We start from the raw sequence: 23656 nt of genomic DNA, 5'->3' as shown, positions 1-23656 counted from the left end.
TGACGTGCGCGGGTCATGTTGAACGAGGCGTCATGCTCATTACAAGAGGGCCTTATGAGCCGTGCCCGGCAGCGCCGGCTCGGGCCGCCCACTGGCCCTTCCGCGCCGGGCGGGCCAGCCTGAAGGCATGACCGTGCCGGCCGAGTCGCCCGACGCACCGCCCGAGCCCGCCGTCCCGCTCGCCTCGGCGCGCGGACGGTGGATCCTGCTGGCCACGGTGCTCGGCTCGACCATGGCCCTGCTCGACTCGACCGTGGTGAATGTGGCGCTCCCCCGCATCGGGGAGGATCTCGGCGCCGATCTCGCGGCGCTCCAGTGGACGGTCAACGCTTATCTGCTGACCCTCGCCGGACTGATCCTGGTCGGCGGAGCGCTCGGCGACCGCTTCGGCCGGCGCCGGATCTTCGTGCTGGGCACGGCGTGGTTCGCGGTGGGCTCCCTGCTGTGCGGGCTCGCCCCGAACGCCGCGGTGCTGGTGGCCGCCCGGGCCCTGCAGGGCATCGGCGGCGCGCTGCTCACGCCCGGCTCCCTCGCCCTGATCCAGGGCTCGATCCGGGCCGGGGACCGGGGCCGCGCGGTGGGCCTGTGGTCGGGGCTGGGCGGCGTCGGCGCGGCGGTGGGGCCCTTCCTCGGCGGCTGGCTGGTGGACGGGCCCGGCTGGCGGTGGGTGTTCCTGCTCAACGTGCCGGTGGCCGCGCTGTGCGTCCCGGTGGCGCTGCGGCATGTCCCGGAGTCACGGGACCCGCTGGCGCACGGCCGCTTCGACGCGGCGGGCGCGCTGCTCGGCGCGGGCTCGCTGGGACTGGTCACCTACGCGCTGATCGAGGCCTCGTCGGGCACCGCCCCCGTGATCGCCGCCGCGGTGGGCGGTGTACTGCTCGGCGTCGCCTTCGTCTGGGTGGAGCGGCACCGGGCCGATCCCATGGTGCCGCCGCAGATGTTCGCCTCCCGGCAGTTCACGGCCGTCAACCTCGTCACCCTGTGCGTGTACGCGGCCTTCAGCGGCTTCTTCTTCCTCGTCGTGCTCCAGCTCCAGGTCGTGGCCGGGTATTCGGCGCTGGGCGCCGGGGCCGCCCTGCTGCCGACCACCTTGCTGATGCTGCTGCTGTCGGCCCGTTCGGGGGAGATCGGCGAGCGGATCGGGCCGCGCCTGCCGCTCACCGTGGGGCCCGTGCTGTGCGCGGCCGGGACCCTGCTGACGCTGCGGGTGGGCCCGGGGGCCTCGTATGTCGCGGACGTACTGCCCGCGATGGTGGTGATGGGGCTGGGGATGGTGGCCCTGGTGGCTCCGCTGACGGCGACCGTGCTGTCCTCGGTGGACCCGGGACGGGCGGGCCTGGCCAGCGGCATCAACAACGCCGCCGCCCGCGCGGCCGGCCTGATCGCGGTGGCGGCCCTGCCGCTGCTGGCCGGGATGGGCCCCGAGTCGTACCTGTCGGCGGCGCAGTTCGACGCCGCCTTCGGCCGTGCGATGCCCTGGTGTGCCGGGGCCCTCGTGGCCGGCGCCGCCGTCGCCTGGGCGACCGTGCGCTCCCCCGCACCGGCCAGGTGCCACCCGCAGTGCCACACGCACTGCGCGCTGTCCTCGCCGCCGCTCGAACCCCGCGAGCGGGGTGGGCCCACGACGCCGGGCTGATCCCGTGTGCTGGAGCGCGACGGCCGATCTGGTGGCCGGCACGGCGGTCGCCGCCGTAGGGGTCGTGTGCCTGGCACGCGTGCGCCGGGCCCGCGATCTTGCCGTCGCGGCCCTGCCGCTGCTGCTGGGCGTGCACCAGCTGGTGGAGGCCGCGGTCTGGGAGTCGGGCGGCGACTGCTCTGCGGCCGCCACGGCCTGGGCCGTGATCGCCCTTCCCCTGCTGCCGGTGTGGGTCCCGGTCGGGGTGCTGCTCGCCGCCGCACCGGGGGCACGGCGGCGCCTGTGGGCGCCGGTGGCGGTCGGAGGCGTGACGGCCGCGGTACTCGTGCACGCCCTCGCGACCGGGCCGGTGAGCGCCGAGATCCGGGGCCGCACCCTCGGTTACGAGGTGCATGTCGCCTGGACGCCCCTGGTCCTGACGGGCTACCTGTTCGCCACTCTGGGCGCCCTGCTGCTCGCCCGGGACCGGTGGCTGCGGGCCCTCGGCTCGGTGCTGGCGGCGGGAGCCCTGGCCTGCGCGGCGCTGTGGCGGCTGGAATTCGCCTCCACCTGGTGTGCCTTCGCCGCGGTGGCCTCGCTGCTGGTGCTGGGCTGGGTCCGGGACCGGCAGCCGGCCGCGGGGAGCGGCTGATCGGCCGAAAGTTTTCTGGACGTATGTAGTGACTTCACATGCGGACAGCAGTAGAACTCGTTCTGATTCCAGCGAGAGCGAGGACGCCTTATGGGTGACAATGCACCTCCCGAAAAGAGCGTGAATGGAATTTCACGCCGCGGATTCCTGGGTAGAACAGGTTCCATTATTGGAGCCGTGGCCCTGGCCGGCCACATCTCGCCGGCCCAGGCCGCCACGACGCCCGCGGCTTCATCCGGACCGATCGCGGACGGCGCCCGGGTGCCCGCCCTCGTCATCGGCACCGGTTACGGGGGTTCGGTCGCGGCGCTGCGGTTGGCCCAGGCGGGTGTGGACGTGCAGATGGTCGAGATGGGCATGAACTGGGACACCCCGGGCCCTGACGGCAAGATCTTCCCCAAGGTGACCAGCCCGGACTACCGCTCCTTCTGGCTCCGGACCCGGACCAAGGCCCCGCTCAGCAACTTCCTCGGCTTCCCCCTCGACAAGGACGTCCCCCGGTACACCGGAATCCTGGACGCCGAGGACTTCGCCGGCATCACGGTCTATCAGGGGCGCGGCGTCGGAGGCGGTTCGCTGGTCAACGGCGGTATGGCCGTCACGCCCAAGCGCGCGAACTTCGCCGCCGTCCTCCCCTCCGTCGACGCCGGCGAGATGTACGACACCTACTACCCGAGGGCCAACGCCGGACTCGGGGTCGGGATGGTCGACCCGGCCTGGTTCGACACCGCCGACTGCTACCAGTTCTCCCGCGTCGGCCGCAAGCACGCCCAGCGGTCCGGCTTCGCCTGGACCTTCGTGCCCGACGTCTACGACTGGGACTACATGAAGCGGGAGGCGGACGGCACCGCCACCAGGTCCGCGCTGGCCGGGGAGATCCTCTACGGCAACAACCACGGCAAGAAGTCGCTGGTGCAGACGTACCTGGCCCAGGCCCGGGCCACCGGCAGGGTCACCGTATCGCCACTGCACAAGGTCACCACGGTCTCCCCCGCCGCGGGCGGCGGCTACACGGTCGCGATCGACCAGATCGACACCACCGGCACCACGGTGGCTCCCAAGACCGTCATCGCCGACCGGGTGTTCTTCGCCGCCGGAAGCGTCGGCACCAGCACGCTCCTGGTCAAGCTGAAGGCGACCGGGGCACTGCCGAACCTCAACGGCGAGGTGGGCAAGGGCTGGGGCGAGAACGGCAATGTCATGTGCGGCCGGGCCAACCACATGTGGGACCCGACCGGCCGGCTCCAGTCGACCATCCCTTGCTCCGGCATCGACAACTGGGACGCCGGTGGCGCATTCGCCGAGGTCGCCCCGCTGCCCACCGGGATCGAGACCTACGCCTCCTTCTACCTGTCGATCACGAAGAACCCCCACCGCGCCGAGTTCACCTGGAACGCGGCGGCCGGCCGGGCGGACCTGAGCTGGCAGACGGCTTGGAAGCAGCCGTCCCTCACCATGGCCAGGACCATCTTCGACAAGATCAACTCGAAGGAGGGGACGATCTACCGCACCGACCTGTTCGGCGGAAACAAGATCTGGAACGACACCCTCACCTATCACCCGCTCGGCGGCGCCGTCCTGGACCGGGCCACCGACAACTACGGCCGGCTGCACGGATACACCGGCCTGTACGTGATCGACGGCGCGCTGATCCCCGGAAACGCCAGCGTGAACCCGTTCGTCACCATCACCGCACTCGCCGAGCGCAACATCGAGAAGATCATCGCGACAGACCTCCCGTAGGGCCGCGTCCTCCCCCCAGCGGCCGGGGCCGTTCGGATCCGCCGAACGGCCCCGTACTCACACCCGGCCGAGCCCCTGCCGAGCCCGGCCGCCCCGCCCCGGCCCCCCGCTCAGTGCCCCGGCAGCACGCAGACGCTGTCGAGGCCCAGCACGTGGTTCAGCCGCCCGAAGGCCAGCCAGGACCCGATGCTCATCGTGAGTTCCACGATCTCCAGCTGGCTGTAGTGCGCGGTCATCCGGTCCCAGAACTCGTCGTCGAGCCCGTGGTGGTCAAGGGTGTACCGCTCGGCGTACTCCGCGGCCAGCCGGGTGCGCCCGTCGAACGCCTCGGTGGTGCGCCACTCGGTGACCGCGTCGGCGAACTCCTCCTCGACCTTCTGCCCGTCCCGCTCGGTACGCCAGTCCAGGCAGAAGACGCACCCGTTGATCTGTGCGACGCGCAGCCGGGCGGCCTCGAACTCGCGCAGCCCCAGGGTGGTGTGGGCGTACACCGACAGGGAGAAGTTGGCGGCGGCCATGCCGATCCCGGGCACCATGTCGCCCCACACGTACTCGATCGGGTGCTGGCCTTCGGGGATGTCGATCCTCATGACGGTTTCCTTCCGAGTCTGCCGGTGGCGGGGCGCAGCGGGACGTCGAGGGCGTCGTAGAGTCCGGGCTCCGCCGCGACGAGCCAGTCGACGGCGCCGACGAGGCGGCCGACGGCAGTGGCGTTGCCGCCCGCGGAGCGGTTCTCGCCCTCGTCGGTGGCCTCGACGGTGACCTCGATGCGGGGACAGCCCTCGATGATGACCCGGTGGGCTCCGTCGCCGCCGTCCGGCGGGGCGGGCCAGTCCGGTGCGCACGCGGGGTGGATGCGGGTGACGTGCTCGATGACGATGCGGGGCTCGCCCCCGACGATGCCCTGCACCTCGAAGCGGATGGCACCCTGGGTGCCCGCCGCGAAATCGCCCATGGTGCGGGTGGTCACGGCGGTGTCGAGGGGGCGGCGCTCCGACGTCTCGCGGATGGCGTCGAGTTCGACGCCGAGCGCCCTGGCCATCATCCGTATCTGGCCGCCCCAGACCATCGTCGGAACCGACGGCATGAGCATCATCGGCTCGAAGTCCATGGGATGCCCCATGCCGATGAGGTCGCGGACGGAGTCCGGCTGGTCGTAGGTGGAGTAGTCGAAGATCTCCTGGCAGCGGATGGCGTCGATGCTGGTGCCGAGGCCGCTGAGCAGGAGCGGGAGCACGTCGTTGCCCCAGCCGGGGTCGACGCCGGAGGCGAAGAGCGAGCCGCCGCCCTCCGCGATGGCCGCCAGCACCGGGTCCCGGAACTCCGGTGGGGCACTGCGGGGGTCGTAGAGCGGGTAGAGGGCCGGGCTGACCACGACGGCACCCGCCCGGATCGCCCGGGTGATGTCGGCGAGGGCCTCGTCGGGGCGGACGTCCCCGGACGCGGCGTACACCACCGCCCGGGGGCGGCCCGCCAGTACGGCTTCGGCGTCGCCGGTGGCCTCGACGCCCAACAGGCGGTCGAGGCCGCCGAGTTCGCCCGCGTCGCGGCCGATCTTGGCTGGATTGTGGACGATGACTGCGCGCAGTTCAAGCGCGGGATGGGCCGCAACGGCGCGGATGGCCAGACGGCCGACGTTGCCGGTGCCCCAGACAACCGTGGGAATCATGCGCGGAGGGTAGCCACCGTCCCCGCACCTTTCCATAGCCGCGCGGCCCGAACCCTCATGCTCCGGGTGTTACTGGTTCTGGCCGCCCAGGACGAAGAGGAGGTAGACGAAGAAGGCGAAGAGGTGGCCGACGAAGAGGTAGGCGATCAGGCGGATGATCAGGCCGCGCGGGAACTTGGCCTCGAAGCGCGCGCGTACGCCGACGGGCTTGTCCGCGGGGGTCACGGGGGTCATGGACGGGCTCCTCGCCTATCAGTGGTGCGTGGTGGACGCGGCCCCGCCGAGACACAGCCCGGCGAGGCTGCTCTGGAGCAGGGTGTGGACGAACAGCAGGTCGGCTCCGCCGGTGGAGGCAGCGCCGATCCGGTGCGGGGTGAGGGAGTCGAAGTGCGCGCTGTCCCCGGGCTCCAGCAGGTACTCGGCCTCGCCCAGGTGCAGGCGCAGCCGCCCCTCCAGGACGTACAGCCATTCCTCGCCGGGATGGACGCGAACCAGTTCCCCGGAGCCGCGGCCGTACGGCACGCGGACGCGCAGTGCCTGCATTCCCCGCCCTGCCCCGCCCGCCTGCCGGTACGTCCAGCCGTCGGCCTCGCGGGCGGCCGGACCGCCGGCCCGTACGATGGGGTCGGCCGCCGGGGAGGCCTCGCCGAGCAGTTCGGAGACCGTCGTACCGTAGGTGCGGGCGAGCCCCAGCAGGAGCGGCAGCGAAGGCTGACGCCGGCCGGTCTCCAAGCGGGACAGGTGGGCGGGCGAGAGCCGGGCCCGCGCGGCGGCGGCCTCCAGGGTGAGGCCGGCACGTCGGCGCAGCTCGCGCAGCTGCGGCGCCACGGCGGGCAGCTGGTCGGCCGCGCCGTCCGGGCGGTCGGGGGTGGGACCGGGCGTCATGCCCCGATTGAGTCAGACTCTTACCTTCCTGGCAAACCGTCTTGCCTCTGAGGCAAGTCGACCGGGGCCGCGACGCCGGCCGGCGCTTCGGCCCGCCCCGGCGCTTTCAGGGGGCGTTCCCCCGGCCCAGCACCGTCTCGACGGTGTCCGCCTGCCCCGCATCCTTGTCCGGGCGGTGCCTGACCACGCGCGCGAAGCGCAGAGCCACTCCGGCCGGGTAGCGCGCCGAACGTTGCAGCCCGTCGTAGGCGATCTCCACCACCAGTTCGGGGCGGACCCGCACGGTGAAACCGTCGTCCGAGGTGGCGAGCGCACGCAGCGCCGCCGTCTGCCAGCGCAGCATCTCGTCCGTGAGGCCCTTGAACGTCTTGCCGAGCATGGCGTAGGTCCCGTCGGCGGCCCGCGCGCCGAGGTGCAGGTTCGACAGGAGGCCGGTGCGCCGCCCGTGGCCCCATTCCGCGGCGAGCACGACCAGGTCCAGCGTGTGCACCGGCTTCACCTTGAGCCAGTGCTTGCCGCGCCGGCCGGCCGCGTACGTCGAGTCGAGAGCCTTGATCACCACACCCTCGTGGCCGCGGCGCAGGGTCTCGGCCCAGAACTCAGCGGCCTCGGCCCGCTGGGCCACCGGGTCGCGGACCTCCAGGCGGCGGACCCGGGCGGCTGCGGGCACGAGAGCGGCCAGCGCCCCGTACCGCTCGCGGACCGGGAGGTCCAGGAGGACGTCGCCGCCGACGGCCAGGACGTCGAAGAAGCGGGCGACGACCGGCAGTGTCCGTCGGGCGGCCGCCACGTCCACCCGGGAGCCGACCCGGCTCGCAATGTCCTGGAAGGGGACGGGACGACCGTCCGCCGTCTGCCCGATCACCTCCCCGTCGAGGATGAACCGGTCCTCCGGCAGCGACCGGGCCAGTTCGGCGACCTCCGGCAGCCGCTCGGTGATCTCGTCGAGGGAGCGCGTGTAGACCCGTACGCCGTCCCCCTCCCGGTGGACCTGCACCCGGATCCCGTCGAGCTTCTCCTCCACCGCGCACGGTCCGAGTGCGGCCAGCGCCTCGGCGACCGATCCGGCCGTGCCCGCCAGCATCGGCTGTACGGGCCGCCCCACCCGCACGGTCACGGCCCGCAGCGCCTCGGCCCCGTGGGCCAACGCCGCCTCGGCGACCCGGGGAAGCGAGCCGTCCAGCATCACCGCGCGGCGCAGCTCCGCCGCGGGCACTCCGGCGGCCGCGGCCACGCCGTCCAGGGCCAGCGCGTCGAGCGCGCCCTGACGCACCTCGCCCGACAGCAGACTGCGCAGGAAGGCCTGCTCGGCCCCGGTGGCGGCGCCGAGCAGCCCGGCGACGATCCGGCTGCGCCGGGCGGCGGACCCAGTGCCGGCCTGCGCCGCGAGCCGGCTCACCGCCGCGTCGACGTCGCGGAGGGTCAGGGTGGGTTCCGGTGCCGGTGCGGTCTCCTGGGCCAGGGTGCGCCAGCCGATCCCGGGACGGCCCTGCGGCAGGCGTCCGGAGAGGTAGGAGATCGCCAGCCCGGCCTCCTCGGGCGGGGCGGCCGCGAAGAGCTCAGCGAGCAGGGCGGTCTTGCGGGAGCGGGCGGAAGTGGCGGCGACTTCCCGTGACACGCGGGCGACCTCGGCCAGGAGCATGCGGCCATCCTGCCGTCCGGCGGCGCGGCGTGCAGGTCGGCCCCGTACCGCAGGCGCGGTAGGGGATCACCGCGGACTGGTCCCTGAGAAGGTCGCCGGATCCGCCTGTGGGTGCTCGGAGGCCGGGTGGCGGGCGTCTAGGGTGCGCGTATGAAGCTCCGTATGCCCCGGCGCCGCCGAGACCGCCTGCTCGCGGGCGCCGCCGTCCTGGCCGTCGTGGCGGGTGCCGGTACGTGGACGGCCGCGTCCGCGTCCGGCGGAACGCCCGCCGTGCACCGCCAGGACCAGGTCCTGAAGATGCCCGGTGCCGACATCGACACCTCTTTCTTCCTCCCGGACGGCGGGGAGGACGGTGGGGCGAGACGGCCGGCCGTGCTCCTCGCCCACGGCTTCGGTGGCAGCAAGGACGACGTCCGCGCACAGGCCGAGCGGCTGGCCCGCGAAGGCTACGCCGTCATGACCTGGTCGGCGCGCGGCTTCGGCCGCTCCGGCGGCCGGATCGGGCTGAACGACCCCGAGCACGAGGTCAAGGACGTCTCCCGGCTCATCGACTGGCTCGCGGCCCGGCCCGAGGTGCTGCTCGACGCAGACGGCGACCCGCGCGTCGGCGTGTCGGGGGCCTCCTACGGCGGTGCCGTCTCGCTGCTGGCCGCCGGTCACGACCGCCGCGTGGACGCGATCGCCCCGGCGATCACCTACTGGAACCTCGCGGACTCCCTCTTCCCCGGCGGGGTCTTCAAGAAACTGTGGTCCGGCATCTTCTTCACCACCGGCTCGGCCGACGGGATGCAGCGCGCCGCAGCGGCGCCGCCGGACACCGGCGGCACGCGGCCGCCGGGCACGGACGGGGCCGCGCCCGGCGCCGGGTCCCAGGACGGTGCCCCGGCCGCTCCGGGCTGCGGGAGGTTCACCCCGGAGCTGTGCGCGATGTACGAACGCGTCGCCGTGGCCGGGAAACCCGACGCCGAGGCCCGCACCCTGCTGGAGGCGCGCAGTCCGTCGGCGGTCGCCGACCGGATCAAGGTGCCGGCCCTCATCGTGCAGGGGCAGGACGACTCCCTCTTCCCGCTGGACCAGGCCGACGCCATGGCCGCGGCCATCACGGCGAACGGCGCGCCCGTGTCGGTGGACTGGGCGGCCGGCGGACACGACGGCGGCATGCGCGAGGCGGACCGGGTGGAGGCCCGCGTCGCCGCCTGGTTCGACCGCCATCTCAAGGGCGACGAGGGCGTGGACACCGGCCCGGCGTTCCGGGTCTCGCGCTCCGGGGGGATCGACTCCACGGACGGCGAGGTGATACTGCGCGGCGCGACCGGCGACCGCTACCCGGGGCTTACTTCCGGCCCGAGGGAGTTCAGCCTGTCGGGGCGGGAGCAAAGCTTCACCAACCCGGCGGGCGGCGCGCCGCCCGCACTGTCCTCCCTGCCCGGCATCGGCGGGCAGCTCGCCTCCCTCGGGGCCGGATTCTCGCTGGACTTCCCCGGGCAGAACGCCCGCTTCGAGTCGGCGCCGCTGGACCGGGACCTGCAGATCACCGGCAGCCCGACCGTGACGCTGAAGGTGAGGTCGACGGCAGCGGACGGTTCCGCCGTGCTGTTCGGCAAGGTGTACGACGTGGGGCCCGACGGGCGGCAGCAGGTCCTGCCTTCCCAGCTGGTCGCCCCGCTGCGGGTGGAGAACGCGCAGCAGGGCGCCACCGTGCGGATGAGGCTGCCCGCGATCGACCACTCCGTCACCGCCGGACACCGGCTGCGTCTCGTGGTCGCCGCCACGGACCTCGGCTATGCCGGCCCGGCCGCGACGGCCCGCTACACGGTCTCGGTGGACGGCCCGCTGGCCGTGCCCGTCGCGCCCCGGGTGCGGACGGCCACGGCGGGACTGCCCGCCTGGACGTGGGCCCTGCCGCTGGGCGCGCTGGCGCTGGCCGCGGCACTGCTCGGGTTCCGCAGGACGGGCCGGGCCGCTGCGGGCGCGGCCGGGCCGCGGTCCGGGGGACCGCGGCCGGACCCGGCGCTGGCCGACGTACCGCTGCAGATCACCGGGCTGACGAAACGGTACGCGAAGTCGCAGGACCGGTACGCGGTACGGGATCTCTCGCTGCGCGTGGAGAAGGGGCAGGTGCTGGGGCTGCTCGGGCCGAACGGAGCCGGGAAGACCACCACGCTGCGCATGCTGATGGGGCTGATCTCGCCGGACGCCGGGGAGATCCGGGTGTTCGGGCACCCCGTGCGGGCCGGGGCGCCGGTCCTGTCGCGGGTCGGGGCCTTCGTCGAAGGCGCGGGATTCCTGCCGCACCTGACCGGCCGGGCCAATCTGGAGCTGTATTGGCAGGCCACCGGCCGCCCGGCCGGTGATTCCCACATGGCGGAGGCGCTGGAGATCGCGGGGCTCGGCGACGCGCTGGAGCGCGCGGTGCGCACGTACTCCCAGGGCATGCGGCAGCGGCTCGCCATCGCGCAGGCGATGCTCGGGATGCCGGACCTGTTGATCCTCGACGAACCGACGAACGGGCTGGACCCGCCGCAGATCCGCGAGATGCGGGACGTGATGATCCGCTACGCGGCCGGCGGACGGACCGTCATCGTCTCCAGCCACCTGCTGTCGGAGGTCGAGCAGTCCTGTACGCACCTGGTGGTCATGGACCGCGGGCAGCGGGTGGCGGCGGGCGAGGTCGCAGAGATCACCGGGGGCGGGGACACCCTGCTGGTGACGCTGGCGGAGCCGGTGGACGAGGTGGCCGTCGGGAAGGTGGCGGCACTGGAGGGCGTGGGGTCGGTGGTGGTCGCGGACGACGGGCTGCTCGTACGGCTCGAAGGCGCGACGCCCGCCGGGCTGATCGCCGAACTCGTGCGGCTGGAGGTGCCGGTGACCGGAGTGGGGCCGCACCGCAGACTGGAGGACGCGTTCCTCACCCTGATCGGAGGCCCTGCGTGAGTACGGCGACGACGGCGCGGGAGGCGGCTTCCGGTTACCGGGCGAGCCGGACGCTCCCGCTGCGCGTGGAGGCGCTGCGGCAGTGGCGCCGGCGGCGGACCCTGGTGATGGGCGGGGTGCTGGCCGCCCTGCCCTTCATCCTGATCATCGCGTTCGCGGTGGGGGGCGGGCCGGGCAGTCGGCGCGGCGGTGGCAACCGGATCACCCTGATCGACACGGCCACGGCCTCGGGCGCGAACTTCGCCGCGACCTGTCTGTTCGTCTCGGCCGGTTTCCTTCTGGTGGTGCCGGTGGCGCTGTTCTGCGGGGACACCGTGGCCTCGGAGGCGAGCTGGTCCTCGCTGCGCTACCTGCTGGCCTCACCGGTGCCGCGGGCGCGGCTGTTGTGGAGCAAGCTGGTGGTGGCGCTGGGCTTCAGCCTGGCGGCGATCGTGCTGCTGCCGGTGGTGGCGCTGGCCGCCGGCACGGCCGCCTACGGGTGGGGGCCGCTGAAGCTCCCGGCGGGCGGGGCGCTGGCGGCCGGGGACACGGTGCCGCGGCTCGCGCTGGCGGTCGCCTTCGTGTTTGTGTCGCAACTGGTGACGGCAGGGCTGGCGTTCTGGCTCTCCACGCGGACGGACGCACCGTTGGGTGCGGTGGGCGGCGCGGTCGGGCTGACGATCGTCGGCAACGTGCTGGACGCGGTGACGGCGCTCGGCTCCTGGCGCGAGTTCCTGCCGGCGCACTGGCAGTTCGCGTGGGCGGACGCCCTGCAACCCCAGCTGGAGTGGGGCGGCATGGTGAAGGGGGCGGTGGTTTCGGTGTCCTACGCGCTGGTGCTCTTCGCCCTCGCCTTCCGTGGCTTCTCCCGCAAGGACATCGTGTCCTGACGGGCGGCCGGCAGCCTGCTCGACGAGCGCTCCTCCTGCCCTTGGGGCACGGGGAGCGCTCGTCTGCCGGGCATGGCCCTACGCGGGGACCGCCGGGGCGATCGCGTCGATCTCGGCGAGCAGGTCGGCGTCCAGCGGGCGTTCGCCGGCAGCGGCGTTGGCCCGAATCTGCTCGGGGGAAGTGGCGCCCGCGATCACCGAGGCGCAGCCGGGCTGGCCGGAGAGCCAGCCGATGGCCAGTTCCAGGACCGTGCGGCCGTACTTCTCCGCGATCGCGGCCAGCGCCTCGACCACGTCGAGGCGCTCCTCGGTGAGGTAGCTGTCCCTGCCTTCGAGGCGGGAGCCGGCCGGGACGGGCGCGCCTCGGCGGATCTTGCCGGTCAGCAGGCCGTTGGCGAGCGGGTAGTACGGGAGTACGCCGACCCCGTAGTGCAGTGCCGCGGGTACCAGCTCGCGCTCGGCCGACCGCTCCAGCAGCGACCACTCGTTCTGCGCGGACACGAAGGGGACGAATCCGCTCTCGCGGGCGACGTGGGCGGCTTCGGCGAGCTGCCAGCCGGAGAAGTTGGAGTGGCCGACGTAGCGGACCTTGCCCTCGGCGACGAGCTCGGTGAGCGCGGCGAGCGTCTCGGTGATGGGGGTGGCCGGGTCGTGGCTGTGCAGCTGGAGCAGGTCTATGCGGTCGGTTCCGAGCCTGCGCAGGGACTCCTCGACGGCGCGCCGGATGTAGGCGCGGCCGCCGGGGGATCCGGCGGCGGGGCCGTACTTCATGTCGACGCCGTCGTACCCGAACTTGGTGGCGAGGACGACCTGGTCGCGACGGCCCTTCAGGGCCTGCCCGAGGTGCCGCTCGGAGTCGCCCCCGCCGCCGTAGATGTCGGCGGTGTCGAGGAGCGTGACACCCGCGTCCAGGGCGGCGTCGACGACGGCGCGGGTGGCCCGGGCGTCGAGCCGGCCGCCGAAGTTGTTGCAGCCGAGGCCGACCGCGGACACTCGCAGACCGGAACTGCCCAGGGGGAGATGGCGCATGTGTGTTCGTTCCTCCGACTCGACGCGTACATGATCAACAGCTCGTCAGTCTAATCCGGGGTGTAGGCGGCTCAGTCCGGTCTTCGCAAGGGCTGGGTGAGCGGTCGACAACGGGCAGCGGAACGCCTTCGGCCCTCATGGTCCTGGAGACCCGCTCTGAGACTGGCGCCGCTGTCCACCGGTGGGATCCGTGGCGGTAGCCTGCCCCCATGGTTGCGGGCGAGGGAACCGAGCACACCGGTAACAATCTTGAGGACCAGGGCTGGGGTGCAACGCGTGCCTGGGTGGAGAAGGGGCTTACCGAGGCAGAACGCATCGAGGACGTTTCGAGGTTGCGTGGCGGCTGGACGTCGGAAATGCGCCGTCTGGACATCTGCGGGCCGGGCGGTCGACGGTCGCTGGTCCTGCGGTCTTTCGTCAAGCCCTTCTACGTTCGCCACGCGGAGGGCCTGTTGACCCGCGAGGCAGCCATTCTGCGCCTGCTCGGCAGCACGGATGTGCCCGCGGCCAGGCTGGTGGCGGTGGACCCGACAGCACAGTACTGCCACCATCCGTCCTTGCTGATGTCCCTGCTGCCTGGGACCGTGCGTCTGGGTGATGAGGGCGCCGACCGGCGTGCCGAACTGCTGGCCCGCCAGTTGCTGCGCATCCACCGGCTGCCAGTGACCGCAGAGGCACGGCCTCGCACCTATCAGGCGTGGACCTCTCCCGAGCGGGTGAACCCGCCCGAAGACACCGAGCGGCCTGAGCTGTGGCAACGGGCCGTGGACGTGATCCGCCGCGAGCCCCCGGACTACCGGGCCTGCTTCCTGCACCGGGACTTCCATCCCGGCAATGTCCTCTTCACCGGCGACGGCGACGGATTGCGGATCAGCGGCGTCGTCGACTGGGTGGAGACCTCGTGGGGACCGGCCGACCTGGACGTGGCCCATTGCTCGACAGCCCTCGCCCTGCTGCACGGGGTTTCCACGGGCATGCAGTTCGCCGACCTCTACGTTGCGGCGGGAGGGACGCTGGCTGAAGATCACGCTTCTCATCTCTACTGGCGTCTGCTGGACGCCTTGGCCTTCGCTCCTGACGCGGAGAAGGTCGCCGTCCCATGGCGCGAAGTAGGCCGTGCCAATCTGACCCCCACCTTGCTGACCAGGCGGCTGGAGGGATACCTCCAGGCGCTTTTCGCACGCTACGCCTGAAGCCGGATCGGTGGCCTGCGACCAAGAGAACAACCCCGTCATGCAGGCAGTTGTTCGGGGCATTCGAACCACCCGTCTTCCAGGCGAGCCGAGATCGTAAGGGTGCAACGGGTTCGCCTCATGGTCCGCAAGCCGATTACCGAGGCGCCGCTTGACTTGTTCGCCCCCTGAGACGTCTAGGTTCGGGCGGTCGCGTGGCGCGTTCGACTCCCGGCCATCCTGTGCGGAATCGTTCATCTTCGCCGCCGTACGCCATCTCCCGCTCCCACATGACCGTCCGATGTTCGGAAACGACAAGGAGCCAGCCTAGAACGGCCGAGTGGGGCGCCTGCCACCCCTCTCGCCCGTTCTGCCGCATACCTGCGGCCGGATCAGGTCGATCAGTCACCATCCCTCGGGGACTGCGGGCGATCGCCTGATGGCATACCTTGACCGTTTTCTTCGACGCGGGCGGGCCGGGAGCGTTCAAACCGTCTGGACGAGTGAAGCTCGCAGATCGTCACCAAGAGCGGAGATGTCCTGATATGCGCTACGAGGTCCACCGACAGGGCTAGAACGGATCCCCACGGCACCGACCGGCACGCCCGGTCTGCGATTTCGAGAGGACGACTTCGTGAGCCACTCGCAGGACGACAACCCGATCACCCCCGTCACCGCGGCCCAGTTGATCCGGATCTCCGGGCAGGGCATCTACACCTCGGCCACGTCCGTGGACCCGGACGCCGTCAACGTCGCCGAGGCGCTGGTCGCCACGCTGAACGGGACGGCCGAGACCCCGCTGCTCACCCCCGAACTCCAGCGGCTGACGGAACAGGTGCGGCAGAAGGCGACCTTCGGCTTTCCCCGCATCACCACCCACGACGGCGTGAGTCTCTCCGCCCACACCATCAGGCTCAACACCTCGGAGCCCCGCCCAGTGGTGATCGTGCCGTCGGGTTGGACTCCGTTCGGCTGGATCATCTTCGAGTACGCCTACCTCCAGCTGGCGCTCCGCGGCTACCACGTCCTGGCCTACACTCCGCGCGGCATTGGCCTCACCTTCCCCGTCTCAGACGGCTCCTTCGCGGACGCGCCCTGGACCTCCGGCGGCACGATCGACGTGGCCGGCCCTTCGGACTGGGCCGACGGCTCCACCGTCATCGACTACGCCCAGCAGCACTTCGCACCGAGCAAGATCGCCTTCCTCGGCGAGTCCTACGGGTCCGGGATCAGCCAGCTGGTGGCGGCCCACGACCCGACCGGCCGCGTGGACGCGGTCGTGGCCCTGAGCACGTGGGGCGACCTGGCCGACAGCCTCTACCAGAACGACACCCGGCACATGAAGGCCGTACAGGCCTTGATCGACTTCACCGGGGGGCCGATCGAGCGGAAGTTCGACCCGGCGACCCGGCAGATCCTCGAGGACTTCCTGGCCGGCGAGAACCTCGAAGGCGTGGTGGCCTGGGGCAAGAAGCGCTCCCCGTCCTCGTACGCCGACCGGACCAACGCCCGCGGCGTCCCCACCTTCATCTCCAACACCTGGCACGAAACGCTGTTCCCGGCCAACCAGGCCATCGAGCACTTCGAGCGGCTGACCGTGCCCAAGCGGCTCAACCTCTGGATCGGCGACCACGCCGCGCCCGAGGGCGCCGGCCTCACCATCCCGTTCAGCGGGCCGAACCTGCCCGTCGAGGAGGCGTTCGCCTGGCTCGACCACCACCTGCTCGGGGCCGACAACGGCGTTCCCGGCTGGACGCCGCTGAGCAACCAGATCATGTTCACCTACCGGACCGAGCCCGACCCCGGGACCGGCCAGCACGTCATCACCGAACCGGCCGTCCGCGAAGCGGCGCAGTCCTGGGCGGACGTCACCGCCTCCACCGAATCCTGGTACCTCACCGCCTCCTCCACGGACCGCCGTGACGGCGGCCTCGGCACCGCGCCGGAGACGGGCTGGAAGCGGGAGTTCACGGCCGGGCAGATCACGGCCGCCACCGCGGTCGACGCCATCATCACCACGGGCCAGGCGGAGTGGAAGGGCAACCCGAAGCCCTACCCCACGGGCACCTTCGACCGCCGGCACCTCGCCGTATGGACCAGCGGCCCGCTCCAGACGGGCCGCCGCATCCGCGGTGTCCCCCAGCTCACGCTGACCGTGCGCAGCTCCGCCCCGGACGCGACCCTGGTGGCCTATCTGTTCGACGTCGCCCCCGACGACACCGCCCGCATCATCACGCACGAGCCCTTCACGCTGCGAGAGCTCGCCCCCGGCGAGGACCGCAGGGCCACCTGGCAACTCCAGGCCGCCGGCTACGACCTCGCCCCGAACCACCGGCTCATGCTCGTGGTGAACAGCAAGGACCAGCTCTACTCCGACGCGGGCGACGGCGCTGCCCACAGCATCACGCTCACCGCCGCCGAGGACACCTCCGCCCGCCTGGTCCTGCCCCTGGGATAGCCCCGCACGGCAGGAGCACCCCGGCCGGGTCGGCCGGGAACGGTGTCACCCTGGGCTTCGCCACCGTCCCGGCCCGGTCCATCACCCCGCAGCACTCCGCCAGGAGCCCGCCGCCTCGGGCAGGTAGACGACGTTGGGCGCGCCCGTGTCGGGGTGGACCTCGATGCGGGCCCGCACGCGATACACCTCGGCCAGCAGTTCCTCGGTGAGCACCTCGGCCGGTGGCCCCGAGGCGGCGACCCGGCCGGCCGCGAGGACGTAGAGCCGGTCGCAGAAGGCGGCCGCGAGGTTCAGGTCGTGCAGGACGAGGAGGCTGGTGGCCGGCAGCGCCCTGACCAGACCGAGCACCTCCAGCTGGTAGCGGATGTCGAGGTGGTTGGTCGGCTCGTCGAGGGCGAGCAGTCCAGGGTCCTGGACGAGGGACCGCGCCACCAGGACCCGCTGTCTCTCACCTCCGGACAGCTCGTCGAAGCGGCGGGAGGCGAAGGCACCCGCCCCCACGGTCTCCAGAGCCGCGGTGACGCACTGCCTGTCGTACGGGCCGTCCTGTTCCCAGAAGCGCTTGTGCGGGCTGCGTCCCATGGCGGCGACCTCGCGCACGGTGAGCCCGAACGTACCGGTCGCGTCCTGCGGCACCACCGCCACGCGCCGTGCCCGTTCCTTGACGGTGAGGCTGCGGGCGTCGGCCCCGTCCAGCAGCACCCGCCCGGCGGTCGCCAGCAGGGCCCCGTGGACGCAGCGCAACAGGGTGGTTTTGCCGCTGCCGTTGGGGCCGACCACTCCCACCGTCTCGCCGGGCTTGGCGGTGAGGTCGATCCCGTGCAGCAGCGTGTGCCCGTCGGTCTCGTAGCGCACGCCCTCCACCGCGAGTTCCACCGGCCGGGCCGGCCCGCTCCCGGTCACCCGGTCGCCCCTTCGGTACGGCTGGAACGACGCAGCATCCAGAGGAAGAACGGCCCGCCGACGAGCGCGGTGACCACCCCCACCGGTATCTCCTCGGGGGCGGCGGCCGTGCGGGCGATCAGGTCGGCCAGGAGCAGGAACACCGCCCCGCCCAGTGCGGCGACGGGCAGCAGCGCCCGGTGGCCGGCGCCCACGGCCATCCGGGCGGCGTGCGGGACCATCAGTCCGACAAACCCGATGGCCCCGCTGCACGCGACGAGCACGCCGATGACGAGGGAGGTCAGGACGAACACCGCGGCGCGGAAACGTCCGGTGTCCAGTCCCAGCGTGTGCGCGCCCTCCTCCCCGGCGAGGAGCAGGTCGAGCGGCCGGGCGAGGGTGAGGAGCAGGGCCCCGCCGACGAGCAGTGCGATGGTCGGCAGGGCCAGCTCGTCCCAGCGTGCCCCGCCGAGGCCGCCGAGGGTCCAGAACAGCACGGAGCGGATCTGGTCGGGGTGCGCGGCGAGCACCAGGACCAGGCTGGTGAGGGCGGACAGGATGTACTGGACGGCCACGCCGGCCAGGACCAGCCGGCCCGTGGTCATGGTGCCGCCGCGCCGGGCCATCGCGTAGACGGCGACGAGCGCGGCCATCGAGCCCGCGAAGGCGGCCAGTGGTACGCCCATGCCGAATCCGGCCGCGGCCGTGCCGAAGACGATCACGAGGACGGCTCCGGCGGAGGCCCCGGAGGAGGCTCCGAGGAGGAACGGGTCGGCGAGCTGGTTGCGCACGAGGGCCTGGAGCACGGTGCCCGCCACCGCGAGGCCGGCACCGACGACGGCGCCGAGGAGGATCCTCGGCATCCGCACGTCCCACACGATGGAGGCGAAGGCGCCGGCGGGCCGGTCCCCCGTCAGGCCTCGGACGACGATGTCGAGCACGCGGTCGGGGGCGATCCGCACGGGCCCCAGTGCCAGGCCGGCGACCGCCGAAACGGCGAACGCGGCGGCGAGGGCGGCGAGGACCGCGCCGGTGCGGAGCCTCACGCGGGATTCGGGTGGAGCTGGCTCCCCAGCGATTCCACGGCGTCGGCGACCCGGACGCCGAGGACGGCCGAGGACAGCGGCAGTACGACGAACCTCCGGTTCTTGACGGCGGGCACCTCGGCGAGCGCAGGGTCGTCCAGCAGGCGCTGTTTCTTGGCCTCGACGGTGGTGCCGCCGTAGTCGTAGATGAGGACGACCTCGGGCTTGCGCTCGATGACCTTCTCCCAGGCGACGTCGCCGAAGGTGTCGTCGAGGTCGGCGAAGACGTTCGTGCCGCCTGCGAGGGAGATGATCTCGTTGCCCACGCCGTTGCCTCCGGAGGTGGCGGCGGTGGCCTCGCCGGAGTCGTAGGCGAAGACGGTCGGGCGGGGCCGGTCCTTGACGCGTGCGGTCACGGCGTCGATCCGGCGCTGTTCGTCCTCGATGAGCCGCGCTCCGCGGTCGGGCACCCCGAAGGTCCGTGCGACCTCGGTGATCTCGGTCTTGAGCTGGTCGAGGCCGACGGCCCCCTCCGTGCAGTACTCCACGTTGAGGCGGGAGCCGATGCCGGACGTGGCGAGGCCCTCGCGGTCACGGCCCTGTGTCTTGTCGAAGGCGCTGGCATAGCCGCCGTAGACGAAGTCCGGGTCGGCGCCGAGCAGGACCTCCTTGGAGGGGTACTCCTCGGCCAGCACCTTGATCTTGTCGTAGGCCGGCTTGTAGGCGGGCAGTACCGCGTCGTCGAGGTAGGCGGTGCCGGCGATGCGGTCGTCCAGGCCGAGGGCGAGCAAGAGCTCGGTGGCGTGCTGGTTCATGGTGACCGCCCGCCGGGGCGGGGCCTGGTAGGTGCTGCTCACACCGCAGTTGGTGACGGTGTACGGGAAGCCGGGGGCGGCGTCCGCCGAGGCTGCCTGCGGCCCGGCGCCGGGGGTACCGGCGCAGGCGGTCAGGGACATCAGGAGTGCGAGGGGGGTGAACGCGCGCAGGGCGGCGCGGGAACGCGACATGGCGGGGCCTCTCCGGGGGATCCGCGTCCCCTGGTCGACGTGAAGGGCAGAGGCGGTGCGTCAGTGTCTGACTCCCGGTGTCCCGCGCGGAGACGGCCGGTCACAGTGGCGGGACCGTACCGGAATCGCACCGGTTTCCTGTCCTGCACCGCCTGGTTGTGCGCCCCAGTCTGCCAGAACCCGCACGTGGGGCGGGGGGCGGGCGTCCGAAGTCCGGACTTGCGGGCGGTACGGCGCCGTGCGTGCCGGGTCCGGTCCGTACGGCGCACTCCCGCCGACGCGCCGTCGGGCCGGGTTCCCGACGACTCCGGCCCGGCGGACCGGCGGTCCGAACCGATGGCAGGGGCGGCAGGATTCGAACCTGCGGCCTACGGTTTTGGAGACCGTTGCTCTGACCGACTGAGCTACACCCCTTCGACGCGTCCCACCATGGCACGGTCGGGCCAGGCGATCCAACGGGTTTCCGGCGCGCCGCCGAACGGAGTCAGCGGCAGAGCTCCGTGGTGGGGTCGAGTTCCGGCCGCCCCCTTGACCACCCTGGTCCAGACCAATAGTTTCCGGCGTGCACAGCCGCACGCGCCCACGCCCACTCCTCGCCTCCGCAAAGGAAGCCCATGCGCCGCAGCATGCTCGGCAGACTGGCCGTAGCCGCCTGTTCCCTCTCCCTGCTGACCGCCTTCGCCCCCGCTGCCGTGGGCGCGGACGGCGACGCCTCCGCCGCAGGCGGGTCGGGCCGCTCGTACAGGAAGGTCGGCTACTTCACGCAATGGGGCGTCTACGGACGAGACTTCCAGGTCCAGGACCTCGACGCGAACGGCTCGGCCGGCAAGCTCACCCACATCAACTACGCCTTCGGCAACGTCAGTGCGGAGGGCAGGTGCTTCACCGGGAACGTCCCCGGAAAGGCCGACGCCTGGGCCGACTACGCCCGTCCGCTCGATGCCGCGAACTCCGTCGACGGGGTCGCCGACACCTGGGACCAGCCGCTCGCCGGCAACTTCAACCAGCTGCGCGAGCTGAAGGCCAAGCATCCCGGCCTGAAGGTGCTGATCTCGCTGGGCGGCTGGAGCTGGTCCACCCACTTCTCCGACGCCGCGCTCACCCCGGCCTCCCGCAAGGCCCTCGTGGCGTCCTGCATCGACCTGTACATCAAGGGCAACCTCCCCCAGGACGGCACGCGCGGTGGTGCCGGAGCCGCCGCCGACGTGTTCGACGGCATCGACCTCGACTGGGAGTGGCCCGGCTCCGCGGGCGACGCCGACACGAAGTACCGGCCCGAGGACAAGCGCAACTTCACCGCGCTCGTCAAGGAGTTCCGCACCCAGCTCGACGCGTACGCACGGAGCCGGAAGAAGGCCAGGTACGAGCTGACCGCCTTCGTCCCGACCGCGCCCGCCAAGATCGACGCCGGCTTCGATGTCCGCCGGATCATGCGCGACCTGGATTTCGTCAACCTCCAGGGATACGACTTCCACGTCTCCGGCGAACCGCGGACCGCACAGCAGTCCGCTCTGTACGCCCGTGACGACTTCAGCGTCCACGGCACCGTCGAGGCCTGGAAGCGGCGCGGGGCGCCCGCGCACAAGCTCGTGATGGGCATGCCGTTCTACGGACAGGGCTGGACCGGAGTCGCCGGCGGCGGGGACGGAATGGGCCGGCCCGCCACCGGACCTGCCCCGGCCACCTGGGCCGCCGGATACGAGGACTACAAGGCTCTGAAGAAGCTCGCCGATTCGGGCGCCTACCAGGTCCACCGGGACCGGCGCGGCGGGCACGCCTGGCTGTTCGACGGCACCACCCTGTGGACGTACGACGACCCCCGGGTGCTGCGCGTCAAGACCGGATACATCCGCGAAATGGGCCTGGGCGGGGCGATGTTCTGGTCGCTCGACGCCGACACCGCGGACGGTGAGCTGATGACGGCCGTCGACCGGGGCCTGCGGGGCCGCTGACCGGCGCCGCCGGGCCGTGGAGATCCGTCCGGCCCGGCGGCGCCCCTCCACGTACGCCCCCCGCAGGACCCGGACGGGCGCGACGGCACGGGCGGGCCGCCTCCCCGCCCTCTGACGCCGCCCGATCCGAAGCGCCGCCCGATCCGAAGCGGCGGCCGATCCGAAGCGGCGGCCGTCACCACCATCACCGCCGGGCCGGGTCACTGATCCGCAACCCGTGCCACCGGAGTGGACCCGGTCGGGGGCCCGCTCACCGCTCCGCCCCTGCCCGGTGTCCGGCCGGGCGGCCGCTCTGCGCGCAGGCGGAGGCAGTCCGCCCCCGCGGCCGCGCCCTGGACGACGAGGAGAACGCGTCGTACGCGCCCTCCCTGCGCGCGGCGGCCGAGCCACCGGCGCCCCTGCCGTGACCCCGGTGGGTGCCCGGAAATGGCCTCCGGGAAAATTCTTCCGATTAACTGTTATCGGGGCCCCCCTCCGCGGTCTCCCATGCATCGGGCATCATCGACCGCCGGTACGGACAGGGACATTCACATGACTACTCAGCACACCGCAGCGCTGGTGGCAGCGGCGCGCAGGGGCGATCCCCGCGCGCAGGACGAGCTCGTCGGCGCCCACCTCCCGCTCGTCTACAACATCGTCGGTCGGGCCCTGAACGGTTCCTGCGACGTGGACGACGTGGTGCAGGACACGATGCTGCGGGCCCTGGACGGACTGGGCGGTCTGCGCGCGGACGAGTCCTTCCGGTCCTGGCTGGTGGCCATCGCGATGAACCGGGTGCGGGCGCACTGGCAGGCCCGGCAGAGCGGCTTCGGCGAGAGCTCCCTGGAGTCGGCTTGCGCCGTGGCCGACCCGGGCGCGGACTTCGTCGACCTGACCGTCGTACGCCTCAACCTGGCGGGCCAGCGACGCGAGACGGCCCGGGCGACGCGCTGGCTGGAACCCGACGACCGGGCGCTGCTGTCGCTGTGGTGGCTGGAGTGCGCCGGGGAGCTGACCCGGGCGGAAGTGGCCTCGGCGCTGGAGCTGTCCCCCCAGCACACGGCGGTCCGGGTGCAGCGGATGAAGGCGCAGCTGGAGGCGGCGCGGGTGGTCGAGCGCGCCCTGGACGCCCAACCGGGATGCGGGGAGCTGCGGACCGTGCTGGCAGGCTGGGACGGGCAGCCGTCGGCGCTGTGGCGCAAGCGAATAGCCCGTCACGCCCGCGAGTGCGTCCGGTGCTCCGGGCTGTGGAGCGGCCTGGTCCCGGCGGAGGGGCTGCTGGCCGGGCTGGCCCTCGTCCCGGTCTCGGCGGCCCTGCTCGCGGGGGTGCGTACGGCAGGCTTCGCCCCGGCTTCCTTCGCGGACGAGGCGGTCTCCGCGAACGGCGCCGACGGCGGATTCAGTGAGGCGGCGACGCAGCTCACTCCGGTGGCCGGTACCGGTGGCCGGGGCGCGCTGCGCAAGCGGCGGCGGAGCCGCCGCCGGGTGGTCGGCGGCGCGGTGGTCGCCGCCTGCGTCGCGGGCGGCGGCCTGGTGTACCTCGGAGGCCTGCCCGGTTCGGGGAGCCCGAAGGACGAAGGCGGGGCGTCCGCGGCGCCGGTGGCCGTCCTCTCGGCGACGGAGTCCGCCGGAACCCCTTCGGAGTCGGCCTCCCCGTCCCCCTCCGCCCCGGCGAGCCCTTCGCCGAGTCCGAGCCCCACACCGCGGCGCAGCAGCCCGCCCAGCCCGCGGGCCTCGTCGCCCAAGCCGGCCCCCGCGCCGCCGGGTATCACCGGCCAGGTGGTGGCCCTGGTCAACACCGAGCGGGCGGCGGCAGGCTGTGGGCCCCTCAAGGAGGACCCGAAGCTGCGGGCTGCGGCGCAGGAACACTCCGACGACATGGCCGCACGGGGCTTCTTCGACCACACCAACCCGGACGGCGAGGACCCCGGGGACCGCACGACGGCGGCCGGCTACCGCTGGTCGACGTACGGCGAGAACATCGCGAAGGGCCAGCAGACGGCGAAGTCGGTGATGGACTCCTGGATGAAGAGCACCGGGCACCGGGAGAACATCCTCAACTGCTCCTTCAAGGACATCGGCGTGGGCATCCACCAGGGGGCGGGCGGCCCCTGGTGGACGCAGAACTTCGGCGCGCGGTAGG

At 72.6% G+C, this 23656-nt stretch carries 18 protein-coding genes, 1 tRNA gene and 1 riboswitch; of the genes, 9 read left to right on the top strand and 10 right to left on the bottom strand.

Going from position 1 to position 23656, the window contains the following annotated elements; genetic code table 11:
• Positions 1 to 127: 127 nt before the first annotated feature.
• The 3 genes from ACFW2G_RS24015 to ACFW2G_RS24005 all read left to right on the top strand — a co-directional run bounded on the left by ACFW2G_RS24015 (position 128) and on the right by ACFW2G_RS24005 (position 4010).
• Entirely contained in the window at positions 128 to 1636 is a 1509-nt protein-coding gene (locus ACFW2G_RS24015) for a DHA2 family efflux MFS transporter permease subunit (RefSeq protein ID WP_384456187.1), read from the top strand.
• A gap of 4 nt (positions 1637 to 1640) precedes the next feature.
• Positions 1641 to 2267: a DUF6629 family protein gene (locus ACFW2G_RS24010; protein WP_384456190.1), complete on the top strand. Its 627-nt coding sequence runs from the start codon at positions 1641 to 1643 to the stop codon at positions 2265 to 2267.
• A 90-nt stretch (positions 2268 to 2357) separates the two neighbouring features.
• Positions 2358 to 4010, top strand: a complete 1653-nt coding sequence (locus ACFW2G_RS24005; protein ID WP_384456193.1) for a GMC oxidoreductase — start codon at positions 2358 to 2360, stop codon at positions 4008 to 4010.
• Positions 4011 to 4120: 110 nt separating this feature from the next.
• On the opposite strand, the gene ACFW2G_RS24000 is transcribed toward ACFW2G_RS24005, so the two are convergent.
• From ACFW2G_RS24000 to ACFW2G_RS23980, 5 genes are all read right to left on the bottom strand, one after another.
• Positions 4121 to 4600, bottom strand: a complete 480-nt coding sequence (locus ACFW2G_RS24000; RefSeq protein ID WP_037917262.1) for a carboxymuconolactone decarboxylase family protein — start codon at positions 4598 to 4600, stop codon at positions 4121 to 4123.
• Positions 4597 to 5679: a dihydrodipicolinate reductase gene (locus ACFW2G_RS23995; protein ID WP_384456196.1), complete on the bottom strand. Its 1083-nt coding sequence runs from the start codon at positions 5677 to 5679 to the stop codon at positions 4597 to 4599. Before ACFW2G_RS23995 ends, ACFW2G_RS24000 begins: the two co-directional genes overlap by 4 nt.
• Before the next feature lie 69 nt (positions 5680 to 5748).
• Complete coding sequence (locus ACFW2G_RS23990; RefSeq protein WP_384456199.1) at positions 5749 to 5913, bottom strand: DUF6126 family protein; 165 nt, start codon at positions 5911 to 5913, stop codon at positions 5749 to 5751.
• 18 nt (positions 5914 to 5931) lie between these two features.
• On the bottom strand, positions 5932 to 6564 hold the full coding sequence (locus ACFW2G_RS23985) for a helix-turn-helix domain-containing protein (RefSeq protein ID WP_384456202.1): 633 nt from the start codon (positions 6562 to 6564) through the stop codon (positions 5932 to 5934).
• Positions 6565 to 6670: 106 nt separating this feature from the next.
• Positions 6671 to 8206: an ATP-dependent DNA ligase gene (locus ACFW2G_RS23980; protein ID WP_384584270.1), complete on the bottom strand. Its 1536-nt coding sequence runs from the start codon at positions 8204 to 8206 to the stop codon at positions 6671 to 6673.
• A 150-nt stretch (positions 8207 to 8356) separates the two neighbouring features.
• Between ACFW2G_RS23980 and ACFW2G_RS23975 the strand changes: the two genes are divergently transcribed.
• Both ACFW2G_RS23975 and ACFW2G_RS23970 read left to right on the top strand, forming a co-directional pair.
• A complete protein-coding gene (locus ACFW2G_RS23975; RefSeq protein WP_384584273.1) occupies positions 8357 to 11140 on the top strand; it encodes a CocE/NonD family hydrolase in 2784 nt (927 codons plus the stop codon).
• Positions 11137 to 12009 (top strand): ABC transporter permease, encoded by an 873-nt coding sequence (locus ACFW2G_RS23970; protein WP_037917251.1) that lies wholly within the window; start codon positions 11137 to 11139, stop codon positions 12007 to 12009. The genes ACFW2G_RS23975 and ACFW2G_RS23970 overlap by 4 nt, the downstream gene beginning before the upstream one ends.
• Before the next feature lie 78 nt (positions 12010 to 12087).
• Here the strand turns inward: ACFW2G_RS23970 and ACFW2G_RS23965 are convergent, their stop codons facing one another.
• Entirely contained in the window at positions 12088 to 13038 is a 951-nt protein-coding gene (locus tag ACFW2G_RS23965; RefSeq protein WP_384456261.1) for an aldo/keto reductase, read from the bottom strand.
• Positions 13039 to 13247: 209 nt separating this feature from the next.
• Between ACFW2G_RS23965 and ACFW2G_RS23960 the strand changes: the two genes are divergently transcribed.
• A complete protein-coding gene (locus ACFW2G_RS23960; RefSeq protein WP_384584276.1) occupies positions 13248 to 14231 on the top strand; it encodes a phosphotransferase family protein in 984 nt (327 codons plus the stop codon).
• A gap of 613 nt (positions 14232 to 14844) precedes the next feature.
• Complete coding sequence (locus ACFW2G_RS23955; protein WP_384456267.1) at positions 14845 to 16668, top strand: CocE/NonD family hydrolase; 1824 nt, start codon at positions 14845 to 14847, stop codon at positions 16666 to 16668.
• 81 nt (positions 16669 to 16749) lie between these two features.
• Here the strand turns inward: ACFW2G_RS23955 and ACFW2G_RS23950 are convergent, their stop codons facing one another.
• The 4 genes from ACFW2G_RS23950 to ACFW2G_RS23935 all read right to left on the bottom strand — a co-directional run bounded on the left by ACFW2G_RS23950 (position 16750) and on the right by ACFW2G_RS23935 (position 19996).
• Positions 16750 to 17571 (bottom strand): ABC transporter ATP-binding protein, encoded by an 822-nt coding sequence (locus tag ACFW2G_RS23950; RefSeq protein WP_384584280.1) that lies wholly within the window; start codon positions 17569 to 17571, stop codon positions 16750 to 16752.
• Entirely contained in the window at positions 17568 to 18629 is a 1062-nt protein-coding gene (locus ACFW2G_RS23945) for a FecCD family ABC transporter permease (protein ID WP_384584310.1), read from the bottom strand. Before ACFW2G_RS23945 ends, ACFW2G_RS23950 begins: the two co-directional genes overlap by 4 nt.
• Positions 18593 to 19582: an ABC transporter substrate-binding protein gene (locus tag ACFW2G_RS23940; protein WP_037917241.1), complete on the bottom strand. Its 990-nt coding sequence runs from the start codon at positions 19580 to 19582 to the stop codon at positions 18593 to 18595. Before ACFW2G_RS23940 ends, ACFW2G_RS23945 begins: the two co-directional genes overlap by 37 nt.
• A gap of 61 nt (positions 19583 to 19643) precedes the next feature.
• Positions 19644 to 19724: riboswitch (cobalamin riboswitch) on the bottom strand.
• Between the two features lie 195 nt (positions 19725 to 19919).
• Positions 19920 to 19996 (bottom strand) — tRNA-Trp (locus ACFW2G_RS23935).
• A gap of 200 nt (positions 19997 to 20196) precedes the next feature.
• Here ACFW2G_RS23935 and ACFW2G_RS23930 point away from each other — a divergent pair.
• Both ACFW2G_RS23930 and ACFW2G_RS23925 read left to right on the top strand, forming a co-directional pair.
• Entirely contained in the window at positions 20197 to 21534 is a 1338-nt protein-coding gene (locus ACFW2G_RS23930; protein WP_384456273.1) for a glycoside hydrolase family 18 protein, read from the top strand.
• Positions 21535 to 22065: 531 nt separating this feature from the next.
• Positions 22066 to 23655 carry a sigma-70 family RNA polymerase sigma factor gene (locus ACFW2G_RS23925; protein ID WP_384584283.1) on the top strand — a complete coding sequence of 530 codons (1590 nt, stop codon included), beginning with the start codon at positions 22066 to 22068 and terminating at the stop codon, positions 23653 to 23655.
• The last annotated feature ends 1 nt before the right edge of the window (position 23656 follow it).

Origin of the sequence: Streptomyces sp. NPDC058880, assembly GCF_042742535.1 — a bacterium.
Lineage (GTDB): Bacteria > Actinomycetota > Actinomycetes > Streptomycetales > Streptomycetaceae > Streptomyces.
The sequence above is the reverse complement of the archived record's forward strand: the minus strand, read 5'-3'. Positions and strand labels throughout refer to the sequence as shown.